The organism is Pseudomonas sp. COW5, assembly GCF_026240005.1.
In the GTDB taxonomy this organism is placed as follows: Bacteria; Pseudomonadota; Gammaproteobacteria; order Pseudomonadales; family Pseudomonadaceae; genus Aquipseudomonas; species Aquipseudomonas kribbensis.
Map to the genome: position 1 here is coordinate 2,430,197 of NZ_JAPHVP010000001.1, position 20,825 is coordinate 2,451,021.

Sequence of the window (20,825 nt, forward strand, 5' to 3'; positions counted from 1 at the left end):
CACGTGGCTCCTTAAATGGCTTTGCGAAACTGGATGAAACCCGGGCGTTCGGCGATGCGCTCGTAAAGCTGGATCGCCGTGGCATTGGTTTCGTGGGTCAGCCAGTGCACCTTGCAGCAACCGTCGGCCTTGGCGGTGGCGTAGACATGTTCGATCAGCAAACGGCCGACGCCGGTACCGCGGGTTTGCGGCTCCACCAGCAGGTCTTGCAGGTAGCAGGAGTTCTCGATGCTCCAGTTCGAACGATGGTAGATGAAATGCACCATGCCCACCGCTTTGCCATCGGCCCAGGCGAGGGCGGCGTGGGTCGGTTCGTTCGGGTCGAGAAAACGCTGCCAGGTGCTTTGGCTGACGGCCTCCGGCAATTCGGTGTTGTAGAAGCGCAGGTAGGCCTGCCACAGCGGCAGCCAGGCCGCGTGATCGGCGGCGCTGACCGGACGGATGTCGATCTGACTCATGGTGATTTCCTTAACGCATCAAGTGAGCGAGGGTTTGATCGTTGATGTCGGGGCTGGCGGCCAGGCCTTCGCGCACGCCGGCGATATCTTCGGGGCTGCGGTTCTGGCTGAGCTTGCGTTTGCCTTCGAGGCGGTCGATCGGAATGGCGAACCCGACGATGGCCTTGAGCATGCCGTCGATGTAGTCGGCCGGGGCATCGTCGACCGACCAGGGCTGGGCGCGGCCCGCTTCATGGCGATCGGTAAGGGTGCTGACGATGTCCAGCAGCCGACCGCCATCGCTGAAGGTTTCGGCGTGACCGTAGGCGTGCACGGCGACGTAGTTCCAGGTCGGCACGACTTTGCCGTGCTCGGCTTTGCTCGGGTAAAAGCCCGGGCTGACGTAGGCGTCGGGCCCCGGGAAAATCAGCATGGCCTCGGCACCGTCACGCAGGTCCTTCCATTGCGGATTGGCCTTGGCCAGATGCCCGTACAGCGTGCCGTTCGCACCTTGCTCACGATGCAGTAGCACCGGCACGTGGCTGGCCTGCAAGCCTTGTTCACCGTGGGTCACCAAGATGGCGAGGCGGGTGGCGAGGATCAGTTCGTGCAGTTGGGACAAGTCGTCGATGGCAAAGGCGCGTGGCGTGTACATGGAGAGATTTTCCTTGGCGAATGCCTGCATCCTAGGCAGGCTATTGGTCTGTTGTAAGAGCCATTGATGACCAATTTCATAGGTCCATTGCCATGCACGATTCGACTACGCTGTCGCTGCCGTTCAACCCTGCCGGTATCGAACTCGACCGCCGCAAAGGCCTGAGCCGCCAGCTCTATCAGGCCTTGCGCCTGCGGGTGCTCGACGGGCGCCTGGCCAGCGGCACGCGGCTGCCGGCCAGCCGGGATCTGGCGGCAGCGCTGGCGATATCCCGCAACAGCGTAGTGCGCGCCTACGATCAGCTGTATGCCGAAGGCTTCATCGAAGGGCGGGTCGGGGACGGTACTTATGTGGCGCAGTTGCCACAATCGACGAGACCGACGAAAAAACTATCCACAAAAGTATCCACAGGGTTGTCAACAGGCTTACCCACAGCCTTATCCACAAAATCGGTCGATTTCACTGGTGATTTATCCAGCAAAGTTATCCACAGCGGTGCGATGCAGCGGCTTGAACAGAACCATTTGCCGACGCCGCCGAGTGGTCCGCCACGGGCTTTCAGGGTGGGGGTTCCGGCGTTCGATCTGTTCCCGTTCGACGTCTGGGCCAAGTTGAATGCGGCGTTCTGGCGTAAACCCGATTTGCAGCAACTGTGTTACGGCGATCCGGCGGGCGATGCGCGCCTGCGTGGTCTGATCGCCGCTTATTTGCGCAGTTCGCGCGGCATGCAGTGCTCGGCTGAGCAAATTGTGATCACCAGTGGCGCGCAACAGGGAATCAGCCTTTGTGCACAGTTGCTGGTGGAGCCGGGCGCGGGGGTGGGCATCGAGAATCCCGGCTATCGCGCAGCGGGTCACGCGTTCGCGCTGGCCGGCGGTCGATTGCACGGCATTGCGGTGGACGAAGAGGGTATCGACTGCGCTGCACTGGCGGCCGCCGAAGATTGTCGGGTGGCGTACGTCACACCGTCTCATCAGTATCCGACCGGGGTAGTGATGAGCTTGGCCCGGCGCCTGGAATTGCTGGCCTGGGCCGAGCGCACCGGCGGCTGGATCGTCGAGGACGACTACGACGGCGAGTATCGCTACACGGGCGCGCCGCTGGCTCCGTTGGCTGCGCTCGATCGGCAGGGCCGTGTGCTCTACGTCGGCACTTTTGGCAAAGTCGCCTTTCCGGCGCTGCGTCTGGGCTATCTGGTCTTGCCGCCGGGGCTGGTTGAAGCTTTTGCGCAGCGGCGAGCGGTGGATGTCCGACATTCCGAAGTGAGCACTCAGGCGGTGATGGCCGAGTTCATGGCGGCCGGACACTTCCAGCGACACATCCGGCGGATGCGCCGGGCGGCGCTGAGCCGGCGTGACACCCTGTTGGCGGGGTGGCCTCGAGATGTACCCGGTATCGCCAGCTTGCCGAGCGTCGCTGCAGGACTTCATTTGACTGTCGCTGTGGACTCTTTGGCTCGGGAGCAGGCGCTGGTCGAAAGTGCTGCCCGGGTTGATGTCGAGATCAATGCGCTGAGTCGTTACTGGCTGCCGGACTCAGACAAACCCCTGGACCAGCGAGCCGGACTGGTTCTGGGATTTGCAGCGGTGCCCGAGGCCGGCATCACAGCCGCTTTGGAGCGTCTGGAAAAGGTCTGGCGCTAATGCAGAGAATCGCTACATAACGGGCTCTCTCCATTTAATCTGATCAGTTTGCGGAAGCAGAGGGGCCTGGCCCTGACAAGAACAACGCCATGGCCAGACGTGGGCTGATTTCGCTGCGATAGATTGCAATCAGCTCACTGTTGGATGTCGCGCTCCGTAGATCGAATCCACCCCCCAGTCTGCGCTGTGAAGCCGTTTTCAGGTGGGCGGCAGTGTAACCGCTGGCCGGTGCGTCGGGTCTGGGGTAATGAAAATGCGCGTACCAAAGCACCGCGCCTGAACTTTCGGCTTTCTTGTCCGCCTTTTCGACCCGCTCGCGAATTTCATACTCTTCCAAAAAATCTTTCCTGTTCCCCTTGAGTGGTTTGCGGCCCGGTATCTTGACGATTTTCACCAGCCCCTCACCCTGCAGCCATTCAATCCTGGCAGCCGTCGGTGGTTGGCGCTTGATCATGCTGATGCGGGTCAGGCGTCCCTTTTTGATCAGTTGTGCTGCTCCTTCGCTGAGCTGCCTTGTCAGGGTGACGGCTGAATCAGGTCCCCCCTCGGTGGCGTTCAGATCGGTCAGTGCGTTTTCGATTGCCTCGGCTGCCTCGCGCATCCGGGTAGCCTGCTGATTGAACATCTCCTCGATTTCCACCGGAATGCGTCCATCCTGCAGGGCGTGTGTTTCGGTTCGTCGAAGAAACGGCTCGAGTTGATCGATCAACGATCGACCCTTCTGGACACTGATGTCGAGACCGGGGCGTTCGGGGCCCGGCGCCTGGACCGGTCGGGTAAGGTGCTCAACCCAGTTTCCGGGTGTCTTTTCGTGAAAAGTCGCGATCACTTTGCCGGTCAGAGGAGAGGTCACGTCGTACAGATCATTCTGTTTGCCGCCAGTGGAAGGGCGTCGAGTGCCGACGACTGTGCCTTTAAAGCGTGTCTTGATGATGCGTTTGGGCGTTGGAATGACTCTGTATGGACCAGGTGTCGGCTCGAATGCCCTGCGCTCATGCAACAGGCCGGCGAGTTGCTTCACGGCAGGCTCGTTGAATGCCTCGACTCGCGCGCGCATGAGCTCCAGCGGTGGCTTGAGCAATTCAACAGGATATTCATCCGCAAGATCTGCGATGCGTTGGTCAAGGTTTGCAAATTGCTCGACCAGATCGCTCAAGGCATCGATCCGCTCGGGCAACGCGCGCGATTCGCTCTCTTCGGCCAGATCCAGAAAAGACTGGATGGTGAGTGCCGCATCTTCGACAACCCATTGCATTACCCTGCGCGCCGATGTCGTGTCGATGGCGTGATCGTCGCTCAGACACAGCTCCTGAGCCATGCTGACCTGGAACATTTTCAGGTCTTGCAGTTTGTATCTCGGTAGCTGTGTGCTGTATTCGCGAGCCACTTCGCTGGCTTCCTTGCCGAGTCGTGTTAATTCGTCGATTCGGGCCCTGGCAAATTCGATCCTGTCGATGAAACCCTGTGTCAGATCGCTGGTGCGCTGGTGGATCTGGCGGGGTGTCAGTTCGTCTTCCAGGTGTTCCTTGTCCAGCAATGCAAGGGACTGGCGCATACGTTCACCGTATTCGCGATTGCTGCGAACGAACCACTTCTGAGTCAGTGACAGCTGGCGATCCAGGCAGCTGACGATGACTGGGCGATAGTTGGAAATGGCTTCGAGGGCGTTGTAGGTCTTGAGTTGCTCGATGTAGGTTCCATAAGCGTTCACTTGTGAATCCAGGAGGTCGATCAGGGTTTTCTGATCGGTGTCGGTGGCCGACTTTTCCGCCGCTTCCAGTTCTGTCTGCATGACCAGCTTGCGGGCATCAAAGGTCTTGAGTTGTTGCTTCAACGCCTCCCTGCGTTGCTCGTTGGCACGCTGAAGGGCTGCGCGACGGCCACCGCCTCGCAACCGAAGTCGAGTGTCTATGAACCATTCGCCTTTCGCGGAATGAGTGAGCAGCGGACCTTTTGCCAACGGCATTTTGCGTGAGTCGACGATCTGTACGTCTTCGTTATCGTTCAGCATCACTTCGAACCATCGCTCACCGACCTGCGCGTACCATTTTCGATTGAGTTCATGAAGATGCCGATGAGGGCCGCTGTCGTGCGAAGGTGCGTTCAGGCCAGCCGGTTTTTCAGTACTCAGTGCATCGAGTAGCGCCCCCAGGCTTTTGGGTGTCAATGCGCCGAGTGAGTGCAGCGAGGACTCATGGGACGCCGGTGGCTGGCTGGATTGCCAATCAGGCAGGCGAGTCACTGTCGCCTTGGGGGATGGTGAGGCTTGGGGGAGGGGGCGCGTGACTTCGGTTTTTTCGGTTTGCGGCGTGGGTGAACGGGGGCGAGCGGCCTGATGGGCGAGCACCATGCCCAGGGTCAGCAACAAATCCGTCAAGGCTGCCCAGGCTACCTGACTGTCATCGTTTTCCTTCGCATCGACGGCCTGCTGCAGGTCGTCCATGATTTGCCAGATCCAGGCAGCCGTGCCGACAGTGCGACCCAGAAAGGGCAGCGCGCCATTGAACAGCTTCCAGGCGCCTTGCTTCAGTGTTTCCCAGCGGGCTTCGGCGTTGGAGACCGACTGGCGGTCGGCCAGAGTGATCATCGCATCGGCATTCGCTTTAAACAGAGACGCGAAGATTTCGCCTTCAAGCATCTTTGTACTGAACGTCACGCTGGCCATTTTCCCCAGCAGCGAGCCGGGCTCGACCAGCCATTGTCCGATTGTCCAGACTGAAGGCAGTTCACCGGGGAACACGTATTGCGAGTAATTGAAACGAACATCATCCGGTAACCAGGCCAGGACCGATTGGCGAAGCAGCTTATGGCGTTTGATCGCATACAGCAGATTCGCCTCACCCGGGTACTGCAATAGCGGAGGGTCGAGCAGTGGCCGGTAAAGCAGACAAGGTCCTTTGGTTGCGAGTCGCGGACCGATCACAAACATGTTGGCGACGCTGTCTGCGGTGTTTACAGGAGTGTTTCCATGAGTGAATGCCAGCGGGCGGATGATGATTTCCTGCCCGTCCACGCAGCGGTCCGCCGGGCTTTCCTGCATCACCGCAAGCACGTACTGGTAGCCGCGCTCATCAATGCCGGCCTGGTCCCGGATCTTGAATTGCAGAGCCTGCAACGGCAGCTGAATCTGCAGATGGCGACCAAATAGATTCTGCCGACGCAAGGTTTCCTGCGGATCGGAAAGCAGTTTTTGCCTGATCAGTGCGGGATAAGTTGCGCCCACATCGATCCGGGCAACGAGCGTTTCCAGATAGGCAGGTGTCATCCATTCTGGCGTGGCGTCACCGTTTTTGTATTGCACCGTCTTGTTACCCAAGGGAAGGGCTATCAGATTTTGCAGTGCAAGCTCCACCAGCGACAGGTTGAGGGTCTGTGTCTGGCCGGGCACGATGAACGTTCCGAGCACGATCAGGCTGGTGACACGGATTTCGACATTCTCGAGTTTCAGAGCCGATGCCCCCGGCTGATCCTTGATCATCTGCTCGCGCAGTTTTTGCAGGGTAAACGCCTGCAGCGTCGGAATATCGTCGAGGAAGGATTTGCCGGCGTCCTGCTCGCGTAAATTGGCGAGGTCCATCAAATGCCTGCTATAGCGGGTAAGGTCCGCGCTCGATGCATTTTCCAGCCAGTCCGGGATCTGATTCTGAAGGTTGTCGAATAGAGGCGAAGGCCGTTCCCTTCTGGTCGGGTTCCCGGGGGAAGCACGACCAGGAGGCAAAACAGCGGCAGCGTCATCGGTCATATTCAACTCACCGATAGCTTCGGTTTCCAACCCGATCAGCGCGCAGGCCTGATGGTGGAAAAAGTTGCCATCAGGCTCATACAGTCGCCACTGCAGGTCGTGTCGGGCTGGTAGACGTCCACTTAATGCCTCGATGGAGTCGTAACGTCTGAATCCCTCGACAATGGAATGGGTGATTACAAAGGTACGGTCGCCCAGAGTTCCAACAAGGACGGCGACGTCCAGAATCCACGCGTGCCTGCTCGTTCCGTCAATGACACTGTCGCAATCGATCAGGCAGGCTCTGCTCAGGTACTTGTCCTTGGCGCGCCGTGTTACCCGTTCGGGTTGGTCGAACACCGCCCGTGCGATGGCTTTTTCGTCTTCGCTCCAGTCGAGCGCCGGATCAAGGTTCCAGATCGCCTGCAAAGACCGCGAGAGCTGATGCCAGCGTGGCGTTGAAGGGGTTGTTTCCTGGTTCCAGTAATCCAGCTGTTGCTGCTGCCAGGCATTGAAAAGCAGCGGGGCGAGCGAATTGAGCAGTCGACCGATCGCATCGATTTTTACTGCCAGATGAGGCCTGGATTCGTCGCCCGGATGCAGCGTCAGAAAGTGTTCACCGTCGATGTAGTTCACGACGGATTCTGCATAGGCGAGTTTCACCAGTACGCGGGTGAGAGACTCATACAGGTTGTTTCCAGGAACGACGCGATCTTCGGTGATGAGCCAGGTCGGCGTAACCACCATGGCCAGCATCGGATCGATCTTCAGCTGCGGATACAGTGCATCGAGTTCGGGCCTGAGAAAATGAGCGGCGACTTCATTGACCGAAGGGCCGGTGACCAGTTCGGTCAGTAGATCCAGTTCTTTCTGGTGAGGGATTTCGGGCATCGTAGTCTCCTGACTGTAAGGAACGCCGTGGAGGACACAGCGATGAGTCGGGGGGAGACGTTAGCGGGCAGCGACAGCGGTTGTGCGGTAGATAAATATGGCCGTCAAAGAAAGACCCGCGCAGGCGCGGGTCATCAATGTTGTCAGGCATTGCCGGTCGGCAGTCAGGTACCGGACTTGATCTTGGTCCACGCCCGGGTCCGTGCCCGCTCCGCATCGCGCGGCAACGGTTGCAGGGTATAGAGCGTGTTCATCGCCGCATCGGTCGGGTACAGATTCGGGTTGTTGCGAATCGCCGGGTCGACCTGTGCGGTGGCGTCCTTGTTCGGGTTCGGGTAACCGACAAAGTCACTGACCGGCGCGATCACCTGCGGTTGCAACAGGTAGTTGATGAAGGTGTAGGCGTCCTGCGGGTTCTTCGCGCCTTTCGGGATGGCGAGCATGTCGAACCAGATCGGCGCCCCCTCCTTCGGCAGGCGCATGTCGACCACCACGCCGTTCTTCGCTTCCTTGGCGCGGTTGGCGGCCTGGGAGAAGCTGCCCGAATAACCGACTGCGACGCAGATGTCACCGTTGGCGATATCGGCCATGTACTTGGACGAGTGGAAGTAGGTCACGTACGGGCGAATTTTCATCAGCAGCGCTTCGGCCCTGGCGTAGTCCGCCGGGTTCTTGCTGTTCGGATCCAGGCCGAGGTGTTGCAGGGCCAGCGGCAGGATCTCCGACGGCGAGTCGAGCAGGGCGACGCCGCACTGCTTGAGCTTGCTGATGTTCTCTTCCTTGAAGATCAGGTCCCAGCTGTCCACCGGAGCGTTGTCACCCAACGCCGCCTTGACCTTGGCCGGGTTGAAGCCGATCAGGATAGTGCCGTACATGTACGGCACGGCGAACTTGTTGCCAGGGTCGTTGGCCTCGATCAGCTTCATCAGTTTCGGGTCGAGGTGGTTCCAGTTTGGCAACTGGCTGCGATCCAGCGGCTGGAATACCCCGGCCTCGATCTGCTTGGCGAGGAACACGTTGGACGGCACCACCACGTCGTAGCCGGAGTTGCCGGTCAGCAACTTGGCTTCCAGCGCTTCGTTGGTGTCGAAGATGTCATAGACCAGTTTGGTCTGGCTGTTCTGCGCCTTGAAATCCTCCAGTGCCTTGGGGGTGATGTAGTCGAACCAGTTGTAGACGCGCAGGGTGCGTTCTTCGGCGTGGGCGGTGCCGCTCAGCAGCGCTGCGCACAGCGCGGGGGCGATGAAGTGCTTGAGACTTTTCATGACTCGAAACCTTCCAGCACGTTCACCGCGTTGATGCCGATTTCCTCCACCGCGTAACCACCTTCCATGACGAACAGGGTCGGTTTGCCGAGGGCGGCGATGCGCTTGCCCATCGCCAGGTAGTCCGGGCTGTCGAGTTTGAACTGCGAGATCGGATCGTCCTTGAAGGTGTCGACGCCCAGCGACACGACGATGATGTCGGCGCCGTAGTTTTCGATCTCCGCGCAGGCCTGATCCAGCGCCGCGCTCCAGACATCCCAGCCGGAACCGGCCGGCAGCGGATAGTTGAAGTTGAAGCCTTCGCCGGCCCCTTCGCCGCGCTCGTCTTCGTAGCCGAGGAAGAACGGGAATTCCGCTTCCGGGTGACCGTGGATCGAGGTGAACAGCACGTCGCTGCGCTCGTAGAAAATCGACTGGGTGCCGTTGCCGTGGTGGTAGTCGACGTCGAGGATCGCGACCTTCTTGTGGCCCTGATCGAGAAATGCCTGAGCGGCGATGGCGGCGTTATTGAGGTAGCAATAACCGCCCATCAAATCGCCGGCAGCGTGGTGTCCCGGCGGACGGCACAGGGCGAAGGCACCACGGGCGCCGCGCTGGATTTCCGCTTGGGCGGTCAGTGCCACTTGCGCTGCGCTGTACGCCGCTTGCCAGGTGCCGGCGGTGATCGGCGCGCCGCCGTCGAAGCTGTAATAACCGAGCTGGCCGTGCAGGCTGGAGGGTTTGACCTGACGCAGGGTGCGCGCCGGCCAGGTGTAAGGCAACAAGTCGCCGTCGGTGTTGAATTCGGTCCAGCGCGCCCAGGCGCCTTTGAAGAAGTCGAGGTAGTCGCGGCTATGGATGCGCTCGATCGGCCCGAGGCCGAAATCCTTCGGCGCCTCGACCGGGCCGAGGTTTTGGTTTTTTACCCGTTGCAGCACGTGGTCGGCGCGGGACGGCATCTCGAAGCAAGGCTTGAGTTGCCCGTCGATCAATTCGCAGCGGCCATGGTGCAGGTGGTGATCGTCAGAGTAGATCGTCAGCATTTGTTGTTCTCCGCAGGGCTGATTCGGTTGGCTCCAGTGTTGCGGCGCGGGGCGAATCGGAGAACGGCCAGAGAGGCCAAAAGGGGATCGATGTGGCCAAAAATGCTGACCTGATATCGCCCCTCGATGGTTTAACCGTGTGGACGGAACTGACTCGGCGCCACACCGCTCCAGCGCACAAAGGCATGGCGGAAGCTCGCGGTCTCGCTGAAGCCGAGGGTTTCGGCGATGCGGTAGATCGGCAACTGGTCTTCGCAAAGCATCTGCTTGGCCCGCTCGAAGCGCAGTTCGTCGAGCAGTTCCTGATAGCTGCAACCCATGTCCTTCAGATGCCGGCGCAAGGTGCGCGGCGAGCAGTTCATCTGCTGCGCCAGACCTTCCAGCCCCGGTGCGGCATTGAGTTGCGCAGTGAGCAACTGGCGGATCCGCCCGAGCCACGCCTGACGGCCGGTGAACTCGGTGTTCTGCTTGCGGCAGCGTTCGGCCATCGCCTGATGGGTGATGATGTCGGCCAGCGGCAGCGGCTGGTCGAGCCAGCGTCGGTCGAAGGCGAAGGCGTTGTCCTTGGTGCCGAAGTGCAGGGGCGCCTTGAAGTGTTCGGAGTAACTGTCGCGATAGTCCGGTGCGGCGTGTTCGAAGCGGGCGGCCAGCAAGGGCAGCGGATGACCGAGCAGGTCGTCGCAGATGACTTTCAGCGACACCAGACAGAACTCGGCATTGAACACCGCCATCGACGGACTCTCGCGGTAATCGGCGGCGACGAACCAGACACGCTCGCCGTCGTCTTCCAGGCTCAGCTCGAAAAGTGTTCCCAGCAGCGCCGGATAACGGATCGCCAGCCGCAAAGCGTCACCGAAGGTGGCACAGGTCAGCAGCGCGTAACCGAGGATGCCGTAGCAGGAAACATGCATGCGCCGCCCCAGTTCCAGGCCGATGTCATGCTTGAGCGCGACCGCGTTGGCGCAGACCTGCATCTCCTGATTGGTGGTGATGCGGGTATCGGCCCGGCTCAGATCCGCCGCGCTGATGCCGCTGCCGGCCAGCAGTGCTTCGCTGGACAGGCCTTCGGTCTTGAACGTGTTGAGGATCAGCGAGACCGCATTGAGCGTGGTGAGGTGGGAGTGGAGCATAGGATCTTCCAGCCTTGAGGTGCTGGAAACGGCAGCAAGTTGCATGCCGGACGAAGAGTCAATTGTGGGAGCGGGCTTGCTCGCGAATGCGTTGTGTCAGACGACATCAACGTATCTGATATACCGCTTTCGCGAGCAAGCCCGCTCCCACAGGGGGATGACGTGGTCTCAGACCAACTCGCCGCACAGGTCGAGTTCGACCAGACGCCGTACTTCAGCCGTCTCAAGGCCTGCCCCCAGCAAAGCATTCAACTTGCCGAACGCCGCCTCACGAGTCATGCCGCCACCGGACAACACACCGACGCCACGCAAGCGGCTGCCCGCTTCGTAGATATCCAGTTCCACACCGCCTTCATGGCACTGCGTAACCGCAACCACCACCACGCCCTTATCCCGCGCCCGGCCGAGGCTGGCGAGGAACTCCGGGTTGTCGCTCGGCCCGGTGCCGCTGCCGTAGCACTCCAGCACCAGACCCTGAATGCCGCTGTCGAGCAGGCCGTCGATGATCTCGGCGCCGATACCCGGGAACAGCGGCAGCACGGCAACCCTGGCCAGCTGCTTCGGCTGGTTGTAGCTCAGCGCTGCTGGCAGGGAAGTGGCTTTCACACCGCCGCCCTGACGTTCCAGGCGCTTGAACGGGTGACGGCCGAAGCTGCGCACTTTCGCGCAACGGGTCGGGGCCAGCAGCTCGCCGTGGAAATACAGATGCACGCCCGGCGCCAGGCCATGGCCGAGGGCAACCAGCGCGCCGCTGAGGTTTTCCCAGGCGTCGCTGTCGGTGACGCCGGCCGGCAGCATCGAACCGGTGAAGCACACGCGGGAATGCAGGCCGAGCAACTGAAAGCTCATGGCGGCGGCGCTGTAGGCAAGGGTATCGGTGCCGTGGAGGATCAGCACGCTGTCGCAGCCTTGCACATCGACGGCATCGACGACGGCTTCGCGCAGTTGCTGCCAGTAGGTCGGGGTCATGTTGGCGCTGTCGATCAGCGGCGACATCTCGCGAAAGCGCCACTGCGGTACGACCAGTTCAGGCTGGCTGTGAAGGTAGTCGCGCATCCGCGCTTCGAAACCGGAGGCCGGGGCCAGACCGTTGGCGCTGGCCTGCATGCCGATGGTGCCACCGGTGTACAGCACCATGACGTGCTGGGCGGCAGGGTAGGAATTGGCAATCATCTGAAGGTCTCCACAAGAGATGACATGTGGGAGCGGGCTTGCTCGCGAATGCGGTGTGTCAGCTAAAGATGTTTCGACTGATTCACCGTCTTCGCGAGCAAGCCCGCTCCCACAGGTAATGCATTGCACTTTAACTGACGGGCGCAGGGGATGCGCCCGTCATTCACCCATCAGCGTTGCGCTGCAGGGATGCCTTGCGCCTGAGCGTCAGCCTTGGCAGCAGCCGACGGGCTGGTTGGCCAGGCCTTCAGGTCCAGGTCCAGATCGGCAAATTTGCTGGAGTCGAACACTGGTTGATCGACACCGGCGCGGCGCTGTTCGTCGTAGTCGCGCATCACACGCATGCCGACCTTGAACAGCAGGGCCAGGGCCACCAGGTTGACGAAGGCCAGGCAGGTCATGGTGATGTCGGCGAAGGCGAACACGGTCGACAGATCCTGCATCGAACCCCAGACCACCAGCGCCAGCACCAGACCGCGGAACGTCATCAGCGCAACGCGGTTGCGGGTGAGGAACTGCAGGCTGTTTTCGCCCAGGTAGTAGTTGTAGAGGATGCAAGTGAAGACGAACAGCGACAGCGCGACGCTGACGAACATGCGGCCCCAGTCACCGACCACGGCGGCCAGCGAGTTCTGGGTCAGGACGATGCCGTCACCTTCGAAGCCCGGGGTGTAGAAGCCCGACAGCAGGATCAGCAGCGCGGTGCAGGTGCAGATTACGAAGGTGTCGAGGAACACGCTGAACGCCTGAACCACGCCTTGGGCGCCAGGGTGCTTCACGGCCGCCACGGCGGCGACGTTCGGCGCACTGCCCAGGCCCGCTTCGTTGGCGAACACGCCACGCTTCACGCCCATGACAATGGCGCTGCCGAGCAGGCCACCGAAGGCCGGGTCGAGACCGAAGGCGCTCTTGAAGATGGTGACCAGCATGGCCGGTACGTGTTCGATCTGGGTGCCGATCACGTACAGGGTCACCGCGATATAGGCCAGTGTCTTGACCGGAACCAGCAGGTCGGACACCGAGGCGATGCGCTTGATGCCACCGATGAAGGTGATGGCCAGCAGCACCGCCAGGACGATGCCGGTGTGTTGCGGGTCAAAGGCAAAGGCGTTTTGCAGCGAGTGGGTCACGGTGTAGGACTGCAGGCCGATGAAGGCGAAGCCGTAGGTGACCAGCAGCAGGATCGAGAACACCACCGCCATGCCCTTGAGCTTCAGGCCGTGCTGGATGTAGTAAGCCGGACCACCACGGTACAGACCATCGCCATCGGCACGTTTGTAGACCTGGGCCAAAGTACATTCGAAGAAGCTGCTGGACATGCCGACCAGTGCGGTCACCCACATCCAGAACACTGCACCCGGACCACCCAGGGTCACGGCGATACCGACACCGGCGATGTTGCCTGCACCGACGCGGCCGGCAAGGCTGAGCATCAGGGCCTGGAACGAGCTGAGTTGACCGGCGCTGCCTTTGAGGCTGTCGCGGAACACCGCGAACATGTGGAAGAAGTGGCGCAATTGAACGAAACGCGAGCGAATCGTGAAGTAGCTACCGAGCCCGACAATGAGCACGATCAGTACTTTCCCTGAGAGGAAGTCGTTGATGACTTCGAGCATGGATTTTTCCTCGCTGTTTATTGTGTAAGCAAATGCTGGATGGTCGGAAACATCGCGTTACACCGGTGTGCGCGCGGCACAACGGGCGAGGCGAGGGTTTCGTCCCGGATCCATATCGCGGGTTTGTTATTAGTTCGGGTTTCGCATGGGTTATGGCCTCGTTACCGACGACCGCTCACGCGAAGAGGGGCGGCACTATACCGATCAGTGCGGCGCCCGTCTGCACGGTTGTGGTGCAAGCGACGAAACGAAGCTTTGAAACACCCGACGTTACCGGCGTCGGGCTCTTGTGGGAGCGAGCCTGCTCGCGATGCAGACGCTGCGGTTCAACAGGCAAACCGCGTGATCGTTTATCGCGAGCAGGCTCGCTCCCACAGAAGACGATTTTGCTACTCAATAGTTAAAAAAAAGGGCTTGGGGAATGATCCCCAAGCCCTCAAAAGGTGAGAGGTGTCTAGTCCCTCGACCTGGTGAGCGGTGCTACAAGTAACGCGTCGGATCAGGCCTTCAGAGGCACCAGACGCGGAGCAATCATGTTTTCCGGGCGCAGGATGTCGGCGAGCATGGCGTCGTCGAGCAGACCTTCTTCGCGCACCAGTTCCAGCACGCCGCGGCCGCTTTCAAGGGCGATACGGGCGATGCGGGTGGCGTTTTTGTAGCCGATGTACGGGTTCAGTGCGGTGACCAGACCGATCGAGTGTTCGACCAGTTCGCGGCAGCGCGCTTCGTTGGCGGTGATGCCGACGATGCAGTGCTCACGCAGCATGTCCATGGCGCGTTGCAGCAGACGGATCGAGTCGAGGATCTTGAAAGCGATCAGCGGCTCCATCACGTTCAGTTGCAGTTGGCCGCCTTCGGCCGCCATGGTCAGCGCCAGATCGTTACCGATGACCTGGAATGCAACCTGGTTCACGGCTTCCGGGATCACCGGGTTGACCTTGCCTGGCATGATCGAGCTGCCTGGCTGACGCGCCGGCAGGTTGATTTCGTTGATGCCGGTGCGTGGGCCGCTGGACAGCAGGCGCAGGTCGTTGCAGATCTTCGACAGCTTGACCGCGGTGCGCTTGAGCATGCCGGAGAACAGCACGAAGGCGCCCATGTCGGAGGTGGCTTCGATCAGGTCGGCGGCTGGAACCAGCGGTTGACCGCTGATCAGGGCCAGACGCTGTACGGCCAGGGCCTGATAACGCGGGTCGGCGTTGATGCCGGTACCGATCGCGGTGCCGCCCAGGTTCACTTCGGTCAGGACTTCCGGGGCCAGCGTCTTCAGACGGGCCAGGTCTTCGCCCATGGTGGTGGCGAATGCGCGGAACTCTTGACCCAGGGTCATCGGCACGGCGTCTTGCAGCTGGGTACGACCCATCTTCAGGACGTGGTTGAATTCTTCACCCTTGGCCGCGAATGCCTGAATCAGGCTGTCGAGGCTGGCCAGCAGCGCGTCGTGACCCAGCAGCAGACCCAGGCGGATCGCGGTCGGGTAGGCGTCGTTGGTCGACTGCGCCATGTTCACGTCGTCGTTCGGGTGCAGGTACTGGTACTCGCCTTTCTGGTGACCCATCGCTTCCAGCGCGATGTTGGCGATCACTTCGTTGGCGTTCATGTTGGTGGAGGTACCGGCGCCACCTTGAATCATGTCGACCACGAACTCTTCGTGGAAATCACCGCGGATCAGACGGGCACAGGCTTCGCTGATGGCAGCGTGCTTGGCTTCGCTCAGGTGACCCAGCTCACGGTTGGCGTCAGCGGCGGCCTGTTTGACCATCGCCAGACCGACAACCAGCTTCGGGTAGTGCGAAATCGGAACGCCCGAGAGGCGGAAGTTGTTCACCGCTCGCAGGGTCTGGATGCCGTAATACGCTTGAGCAGGGACTTCCAGGGAGCCAAGCAGGTCGTTTTCTGTGCGGAATGATGCAGCGGAGGACATGATAGAAATCATCTCGATATGGACCCGGTCTGTGCCGGAACGCTGCGAATGCTAGGCTTGTGGGAATTTTTGGGCCAATGCTGTTAAACACTGCCCTATGCACATTCGGCATAATGCCCGTGTGACGCCGCGTGCGCGGCAGACGTGTGACCTGTTTTGGTGCGTGTCCGGGAGGACGTGATGAATCTGGAAAGCAAATGGCTCGAGGACTTCAGTGCCCTGGCCGCCACCCGCAGCTTCTCGCAGGCAGCCGAACGGCGCTTCGTGACCCAGCCGGCCTTCAGTCGGCGGATCCGCAGCCTGGAAGCGGCGCTCGGGCTGACGCTGGTCAATCGCTCGCGCACGCCGGTCGAGCTGACGGCAGCGGGGCAACTGTTTCTGGTGACCGCGCGCACCGTGGTCGAACAGCTCGGCGAGGTGCTGCGCCATCTGCATCACCTGGAAGGCGGGCAGGGTGAAGTGATCCAGGTGGCGGCGGCGCACTCGCTGGCGCTCGGTTTCTTCCCGCGTTGGATCGCACAACTGCGCAACGAAGGCCTGAACATCGCCACGCGGCTGGTGGCGACCAACGTTGGCGATGCTGTGCACGCGCTGCGCGAAGGTGGCTGCGATCTGATGCTGGCGTTCTATGACCCCGACGCGGCCATGCAGATGGACCCTGAAATTTTCCCGTCGCTGCACCTGGGCCAGACCGAAATGCTCCCGGTGTGTGCAGCGGATGCCAATGGCAAACCGCTGTTTGACCTGGAAGGCGAGGCCAGCGTGCCGCTGCTGGCCTACAGCGCCGGGGCATTTCTCGGGCGCTCGGTGAACGGCTTGCTGCGCCAGCGACAGTTGCGCTTCACCACCATCTACGAAACCGCCATGGCAGACAGCCTTAAAAGCATGGCCCTGGAAGGCCTCGGCATTGCCTGGGTTCCGCAATTGAGCGTGCGGGCCGAGCTGGCCCGGGGCGAACTGGTGGTCTGCGGCGGCCCGCAATGGCATGTGCCGCTGGAAATTCGCCTGTACCGCTGTGCGCTGGTGCGCAAGGCCAATGTGCGGTTGTTGTGGCGCAAGCTTGAAGGCGGGGCTGCACAATCTTCCTGAATGCGCTGGCGCTGACCTTTGAGTCAATAAAACCGGGGCTTTTGCTCATTTGACAGATGGTCGCAACGGGGGCTGTTTATTGCTTTCTTTGCGGTATACTGCGCGGCCTTCGGCCGGTTCGTCCGGCCATTTTTCCTACAACAAGCCACGCAATCTGCGTGGCTTGTTGTTTTTGACGCGCCTGCGGGCGCCCAGAGAGAAGAGGCGCGACGATGAGTGCACTGGTTGGCGTGATCATGGGCTCCAAGTCCGATTGGTCCACCCTTAGCCACACCGCCGATATGCTGGAAAAGCTCGGCATCCCGTACGAGGTCAAGGTGGTTTCTGCCCACCGCACCCCGGATCTGCTGTTCCAGTACGCTGAAGAGGCCGAAGGCCGCGGCATCGAGGTGATCATCGCCGGTGCCGGTGGTGCGGCTCACCTGCCAGGCATGTGTGCGGCCAAGACCCACCTGCCGGTGCTGGGCGTTCCGGTGCAGTCGGCCATGCTTTCTGGCGTCGACTCGCTGCTGTCGATCGTGCAGATGCCGGCCGGCATTCCGGTAGCCACCCTGGCCATCGGCAAGGCCGGTGCGATCAACGCCGCGCTGCTGTCGGCGAGCATCCTGGGCGCCAAGCATCCACAATTCCACGCGGTACTGAAGACCTTCCGTGCCGAGCAGACGGACAGCGTCCTGGACAATCCAGACCCACGTATTGCCTGAGGTTGTTGAGATGAAGATCGGTGTAATCGGTGGCGGCCAGTTGGGTCGCATGTTGGCCCTGGCGGGCACTCCGCTGGGCATGAACTTCGCTTTCCTCGACCCTGCGCCGGACGCTTGCGCCGCTGCGCTGGGCGAACACCTGCGGGCCGATTACGGCGATCAGGATCATCTGCGTCAGTTGGCCGATGAAGTCGATCTGGTGACTTTCGAGTTCGAAAGCGTCCCGGCTGAAACCGTGGCCTTCCTTTCGCAGTTCGTGCCGGTCTACCCGAGCGCCGAAGCCCTGCGCATCGCTCGCGACCGCTGGTTCGAAAAGAGCATGTTCAAGGACCTGGGGATTCCGACCCCGGCGTTCGCCGACATTCAGTCGCAAGCCGATCTGGACGCCGCTGTCGCTTCGATCGGCCTGCCTGCCGTTTTGAAAACCCGCACCCTGGGTTACGACGGCAAGGGTCAGAAAGTCCTGCGCAAGCCGGAAGACGTGGTCGATACCTTTGCTGAACTGGGCAGCGTGCCGTGCCTGCTGGAAGGCTTCGTGCCGTTCACCGGCGAAGTGTCACTGATCGCCGTGCGTGCCCGCGATGGCGAGACGAAGTTCTATCCACTGGTGCACAACACCCACGATAGCGGCATCCTCAAGCTGTCGGTCGCCAGTTCCGATCACCCGCTGCAGGCCCTTGCTGAAGACTATTCCAGCCGCGTCCTCAAGCAGCTGGACTATGTCGGCGTGATGGCGTTCGAGTTCTTTGAAGTCGACGGTGGCCTCAAGGCCAACGAAATCGCCCCGCGGGTGCACAACTCCGGGCACTGGACCACAGAAGGCGCCGAGTGCAGCCAGTTCGAAAACCACCTGCGGGCCGTTGCCGGTCTGCCGCTGGGCTCGACGGCCAAGGTCGGCGAGAGCGCGATGCTCAACTTCATTGGCGTTGTGCCGCCGGTCGAGAAGGTCATCGCCATCAAGGATTGCCATCTGCATCACTACGGCAAGGCCTTCAAGGCCGGGCGCAAGGTCGGTCACGCCAACCTGCGTTGCAAGGACAAGGCGACCCTCGAACAGCAGATCCTCAAGGTCGAGGCGCTGATCGCCGAGTAACGAGAGTTTCATCTGGCAGCGGCGGAACCATTAAGGGCCGCCGTTCTCTGATGGCAGGATGCCAAAGTCTGACTAGGCTTTCGCATATCGACCAATTTCAGAGGGAAATGCCATGGGAATTATCGGAACCATCTTTATCGGCCTGATCGTCGGCCTGCTGGCACGGTTCCTCAAGCCGGGCGATGACAGCATGGGCTGGATCATGACCATCCTGCTGGGTATCGGCGGTTCACTGGCAGCCACCTACGGCGGCCAGGCTCTGGGCATTTATCACGCGGGTCAGGGCGCCGGCTTCTTCGGTGCGCTGGTGGGCGCGATCATCCTGCTGGTGATCTACGGCCTGATCAAAAAGAACTGATCCAAAGCGACAAAGCCCTCTCTGCCAAACCGGTGGAGAGGGCTAGAATGCTCGGCGATTTACTGTTTCCTTTTTCCTACGAGCATCTTCATGCGCCGTCTTCTGTTGACTCTCCTTTTGCTGGGCAGCGGTCTGGCCCACGCCGGCGAACTGCCGGAAACCGACTGGCTGGAACTGATGCCCAAGTCGGATCAGAAAGCCCTCGAGGCCATGCCTGAAATCGACCACAACTCTCCGGAAGCCACCGGCACCTTCACCCAGAAAGGCGGGATGAAGCAGGCCAAGGGTTTGCCGGCGGTGATGTATTCGACCAAGACCGTGGCGTCGATGAACGACAAGCACATCCGCATCGGTGGTTATCCGGTGCCGCTGGAGTCGGACGCCAAGGGCCGCAGCACGCTGTTTTTCCTCGTGCCGTACCCGGGCGCCTGCATCCACGTGCCGCCACCGCCACCGAATCAACTGGTGCTGGTGCGCTACCCCAAGGGTTTGAAGCTGGACGATATCTACACGCCGCTTTGGGTGACTGGCACGCTGAAGATTGAAAAGGTCAGCAATGACCTGGCCGATGCGGCCTATGCGCTGGAAGCGGACAAGGTGCGGGTGGTGCAGGAAAAGGATCTGTAATCCCTAGCAGCAAAAAAACGCAGCCCAAGGGCTGCGTTTTTGTTTTCAGAGTGGCTTGCTGCCGACGCTGACGCCCATGGTGTGGCGGGCATCCGGCGCGAGGGTCACGACGTCATCCATCACATTCGCCGTTTCGATGCACAGCATCCGCTGCCAGCCGTCGTTGTCCATGTCGCTGAACGCGGCGGCGCGGTCGATCCAAGGGTTCCAGATGACCGCCGTGCGTGAGCCGGTAGCGGTCAGCACGATACGCCGCTCCCAGGCCGGATCGACGATGCTCAGTTGCGGCGGAGCGTCGAGGTAGATGCGGTCGGTTTCCCCGGCAAAACGCAGGTCGCCTTGCTGGGTGTGCGTCTTCCAGTCATCCAGGGTCTCGATGTAGTTCAGGCCGTCCACGCCTTCGACGCGTACGTTGCGCACATCGCTGACGGCGAAATAGCTGTGCAGCGCCTGGCTGATGCTGACGGTGTCGGTGCCACGGTTGTGGCTGGTCAGGCTGATGTGCAGCTGATCGTCGAGGCGCAGGGTCAGGGTCAGGTCAACCTGATGCGGCCAGCCTGGAAAGCCGCCTTCAGGATAGGGCAGAGTGAACTCGACCTTCAGGCTTTCACCCTCGGTTTCGATACCGCCCAGCTCCCAGTCCATCGCCCGGACAAACCCGTGAGCGGCCGCCGGCTCTTCGCTGACGCGCATGGCCTGCACGCTCTGCGGGTTGCGGGCGAAGACGCCGAACCACGGCCAGCACACCGGCACGCCGGCGCGGATGCTCTTGCCGGTCTTGAACACGGCCTTGTCGTTCAGCCAGATCAGCGGCGGCTGGCCGTCAACCTGATAACTGAGGATGTGCGCGCCTTGCTGGGCCACCAGCACTTCGGCCTGACCGTGGCGGATGCGCCAGCAGTTCAGTTCATCCAGTTTCACGGCTTCAACGTTGGGCGTGTTCATGGGACAACTCTCGAATCAGCAACTTGGGACGACTATCGACCTTCAAACGGCCGCGAGGTTTAACGTGCGCGTGGCGGAACCGAACGGGTGCGACCGCTGCCGTCGATGGCCACGAACACGAACACCGCTTCGGTCACTTTACGCCACTCGCTGGACAGCGGGTCGTCGCTCCACACCTCGACCATCATCTGGATCGAGCTGCGGCCGATTTCCAGGGTCTGGGTATAGAAGGACAATTGCGCGCCGACAGCTACCGGCACCAGGAACGCCATGCGGTCGATGGCAACGGTCGCGACACGGCCACCGGCGACGCGGCTGGCCATTGCGGTGCCGGCCAGGTCCATCTGCGCCACCAGCCAGCCGCCGAAAATATCGCCGAAGCCGTTGGTTTCGCGGGGAAGCGCGGTGATTTGCAGGGCCAGGTCGCCTTGCGGGATCGGATCTTCTTGTTCGAGCTCTATCATGCCGGGGGTGCCTCTGACCCGTGACTCTTCGTTGGGTATTGCTGGTGGTAGCCGTCTTCAGGAAAAAC

Annotated in this window: 17 protein-coding genes; 6 read left to right on the forward strand and 11 right to left on the reverse strand. The window is 61.1% G+C overall.

Annotation, left to right across the window (positions count from 1 at the left end; translation table 11 throughout):
• Positions 1 to 11 precede the first annotated feature (11 nt).
• Both OQ248_RS10965 and OQ248_RS10970 read right to left on the reverse strand, forming a co-directional pair.
• Complete coding sequence (locus OQ248_RS10965; protein ID WP_114886430.1) at positions 12 to 458, reverse strand: GNAT family N-acetyltransferase; 447 nt, start codon at positions 456 to 458, stop codon at positions 12 to 14.
• A 10-nt stretch (positions 459 to 468) separates the two neighbouring features.
• The gene (locus tag OQ248_RS10970) at positions 469 to 1,092 is read right to left on the reverse strand and encodes an FMN-binding negative transcriptional regulator (RefSeq protein ID WP_265812840.1); all 624 of its coding nucleotides are present in this window, start codon (positions 1,090 to 1,092) and stop codon (positions 469 to 471) included.
• Positions 1,093 to 1,184: 92 nt separating this feature from the next.
• On the opposite strand from OQ248_RS10970, the gene OQ248_RS10975 reads away from it, so the two are divergent.
• Positions 1,185 to 2,735: a PLP-dependent aminotransferase family protein gene (locus OQ248_RS10975; protein WP_265812841.1), complete on the forward strand. Its 1,551-nt coding sequence runs from the start codon at positions 1,185 to 1,187 to the stop codon at positions 2,733 to 2,735.
• 43 nt (positions 2,736 to 2,778) lie between these two features.
• On the opposite strand, the gene OQ248_RS10980 is transcribed toward OQ248_RS10975, so the two are convergent.
• From OQ248_RS10980 to aspA, 7 genes are all read right to left on the reverse strand, one after another.
• On the reverse strand, positions 2,779 to 7,347 hold the full coding sequence (locus OQ248_RS10980) for a DUF6543 domain-containing protein (protein WP_265812842.1): 4,569 nt from the start codon (positions 7,345 to 7,347) through the stop codon (positions 2,779 to 2,781).
• Between the two features lie 164 nt (positions 7,348 to 7,511).
• Complete coding sequence (locus OQ248_RS10985; RefSeq protein WP_265812843.1) at positions 7,512 to 8,612, reverse strand: polyamine ABC transporter substrate-binding protein; 1,101 nt, start codon at positions 8,610 to 8,612, stop codon at positions 7,512 to 7,514.
• Positions 8,609 to 9,634 (reverse strand): histone deacetylase family protein, encoded by a 1,026-nt coding sequence (locus OQ248_RS10990; protein WP_265812844.1) that lies wholly within the window; start codon positions 9,632 to 9,634, stop codon positions 8,609 to 8,611. Before OQ248_RS10990 ends, OQ248_RS10985 begins: the two co-directional genes overlap by 4 nt.
• Before the next feature lie 131 nt (positions 9,635 to 9,765).
• Positions 9,766 to 10,764, reverse strand: coding sequence for an AraC family transcriptional regulator (locus OQ248_RS10995; protein ID WP_265812845.1), 999 nt, complete (start codon positions 10,762 to 10,764; stop codon positions 9,766 to 9,768).
• 168 nt (positions 10,765 to 10,932) lie between these two features.
• Positions 10,933 to 11,937: an asparaginase gene (locus tag OQ248_RS11000; protein ID WP_265812846.1), complete on the reverse strand. Its 1,005-nt coding sequence runs from the start codon at positions 11,935 to 11,937 to the stop codon at positions 10,933 to 10,935.
• A gap of 170 nt (positions 11,938 to 12,107) precedes the next feature.
• Positions 12,108 to 13,553 (reverse strand): alanine/glycine:cation symporter family protein, encoded by a 1,446-nt coding sequence (locus tag OQ248_RS11005; RefSeq protein WP_085708807.1) that lies wholly within the window; start codon positions 13,551 to 13,553, stop codon positions 12,108 to 12,110.
• Between the two features lie 499 nt (positions 13,554 to 14,052).
• Positions 14,053 to 15,477 carry an aspartate ammonia-lyase gene (aspA, locus tag OQ248_RS11010; RefSeq protein WP_085708808.1) on the reverse strand — a complete coding sequence of 475 codons (1,425 nt, stop codon included), beginning with the start codon at positions 15,475 to 15,477 and terminating at the stop codon, positions 14,053 to 14,055.
• Between the two features lie 180 nt (positions 15,478 to 15,657).
• On the opposite strand from aspA, the gene OQ248_RS11015 reads away from it, so the two are divergent.
• The 5 genes from OQ248_RS11015 to OQ248_RS11035 all read left to right on the forward strand — a co-directional run bounded on the left by OQ248_RS11015 (position 15,658) and on the right by OQ248_RS11035 (position 19,348).
• On the forward strand, positions 15,658 to 16,566 hold the full coding sequence (locus OQ248_RS11015) for a LysR substrate-binding domain-containing protein (RefSeq protein ID WP_085708809.1): 909 nt from the start codon (positions 15,658 to 15,660) through the stop codon (positions 16,564 to 16,566).
• 212 nt (positions 16,567 to 16,778) lie between these two features.
• On the forward strand, positions 16,779 to 17,270 hold the full coding sequence (purE, locus tag OQ248_RS11020; RefSeq protein ID WP_007954291.1) for a 5-(carboxyamino)imidazole ribonucleotide mutase: 492 nt from the start codon (positions 16,779 to 16,781) through the stop codon (positions 17,268 to 17,270).
• A 10-nt stretch (positions 17,271 to 17,280) separates the two neighbouring features.
• Positions 17,281 to 18,363, forward strand: coding sequence for a 5-(carboxyamino)imidazole ribonucleotide synthase (locus OQ248_RS11025; RefSeq protein WP_265812847.1), 1,083 nt, complete (start codon positions 17,281 to 17,283; stop codon positions 18,361 to 18,363).
• 112 nt (positions 18,364 to 18,475) lie between these two features.
• Complete coding sequence (locus OQ248_RS11030; protein WP_114886415.1) at positions 18,476 to 18,721, forward strand: GlsB/YeaQ/YmgE family stress response membrane protein; 246 nt, start codon at positions 18,476 to 18,478, stop codon at positions 18,719 to 18,721.
• Between the two features lie 90 nt (positions 18,722 to 18,811).
• Positions 18,812 to 19,348, forward strand: coding sequence for a DUF3299 domain-containing protein (locus tag OQ248_RS11035; RefSeq protein ID WP_085708811.1), 537 nt, complete (start codon positions 18,812 to 18,814; stop codon positions 19,346 to 19,348).
• Between the two features lie 45 nt (positions 19,349 to 19,393).
• Here OQ248_RS11035 and OQ248_RS11040 read toward each other — a convergent pair whose 3' ends face one another.
• Entirely contained in the window at positions 19,394 to 20,293 is a 900-nt protein-coding gene (locus OQ248_RS11040; RefSeq protein WP_265812848.1) for a D-hexose-6-phosphate mutarotase, read from the reverse strand.
• 59 nt (positions 20,294 to 20,352) lie between these two features.
• The gene (locus OQ248_RS11045) at positions 20,353 to 20,757 is read right to left on the reverse strand and encodes an acyl-CoA thioesterase (protein WP_003229628.1); all 405 of its coding nucleotides are present in this window, start codon (positions 20,755 to 20,757) and stop codon (positions 20,353 to 20,355) included.
• Positions 20,758 to 20,825 lie beyond the last annotated feature (68 nt).

Excerpts from the sequence above, each read along its gene's own strand:
- OQ248_RS10965 (WP_114886430.1), bottom strand. The coding sequence starts at position 458 with ATGAGTCAGATCGACATCCGTCCGGTCAGCGCCGCCGATCACGCGGCC.
- OQ248_RS10970 (WP_265812840.1), bottom strand. The coding sequence starts at position 1,092 with ATGTACACGCCACGCGCCTTTGCCATCGACGACTTGTCCCAACTGCAC.
- OQ248_RS10975 (WP_265812841.1), top strand. The coding sequence starts at position 1,185 with ATGCACGATTCGACTACGCTGTCGCTGCCGTTCAACCCTGCCGGTATC.
- OQ248_RS10980 (WP_265812842.1), bottom strand. The coding sequence starts at position 7,347 with ATGCCCGAAATCCCTCACCAGAAAGAACTGGATCTACTGACCGAACTG.
- OQ248_RS10985 (WP_265812843.1), bottom strand. The coding sequence starts at position 8,612 with ATGAAAAGTCTCAAGCACTTCATCGCCCCCGCGCTGTGCGCAGCGCTG.
- OQ248_RS10990 (WP_265812844.1), bottom strand. The coding sequence starts at position 9,634 with ATGCTGACGATCTACTCTGACGATCACCACCTGCACCATGGCCGCTGC.
- OQ248_RS10995 (WP_265812845.1), bottom strand. The coding sequence starts at position 10,764 with ATGCTCCACTCCCACCTCACCACGCTCAATGCGGTCTCGCTGATCCTC.
- OQ248_RS11000 (WP_265812846.1), bottom strand. The coding sequence starts at position 11,937 with ATGATTGCCAATTCCTACCCTGCCGCCCAGCACGTCATGGTGCTGTAC.
- OQ248_RS11005 (WP_085708807.1), bottom strand. The coding sequence starts at position 13,553 with ATGCTCGAAGTCATCAACGACTTCCTCTCAGGGAAAGTACTGATCGTG.
- aspA (WP_085708808.1), bottom strand. The coding sequence starts at position 15,477 with ATGTCCTCCGCTGCATCATTCCGCACAGAAAACGACCTGCTTGGCTCC.
- OQ248_RS11015 (WP_085708809.1), top strand. The coding sequence starts at position 15,658 with ATGAATCTGGAAAGCAAATGGCTCGAGGACTTCAGTGCCCTGGCCGCC.
- purE (WP_007954291.1), top strand. The coding sequence starts at position 16,779 with ATGAGTGCACTGGTTGGCGTGATCATGGGCTCCAAGTCCGATTGGTCC.
- OQ248_RS11025 (WP_265812847.1), top strand. The coding sequence starts at position 17,281 with ATGAAGATCGGTGTAATCGGTGGCGGCCAGTTGGGTCGCATGTTGGCC.
- OQ248_RS11030 (WP_114886415.1), top strand. The coding sequence starts at position 18,476 with ATGGGAATTATCGGAACCATCTTTATCGGCCTGATCGTCGGCCTGCTG.
- OQ248_RS11035 (WP_085708811.1), top strand. The coding sequence starts at position 18,812 with ATGCGCCGTCTTCTGTTGACTCTCCTTTTGCTGGGCAGCGGTCTGGCC.
- OQ248_RS11040 (WP_265812848.1), bottom strand. The coding sequence starts at position 20,293 with ATGAACACGCCCAACGTTGAAGCCGTGAAACTGGATGAACTGAACTGC.
- OQ248_RS11045 (WP_003229628.1), bottom strand. The coding sequence starts at position 20,757 with ATGATAGAGCTCGAACAAGAAGATCCGATCCCGCAAGGCGACCTGGCC.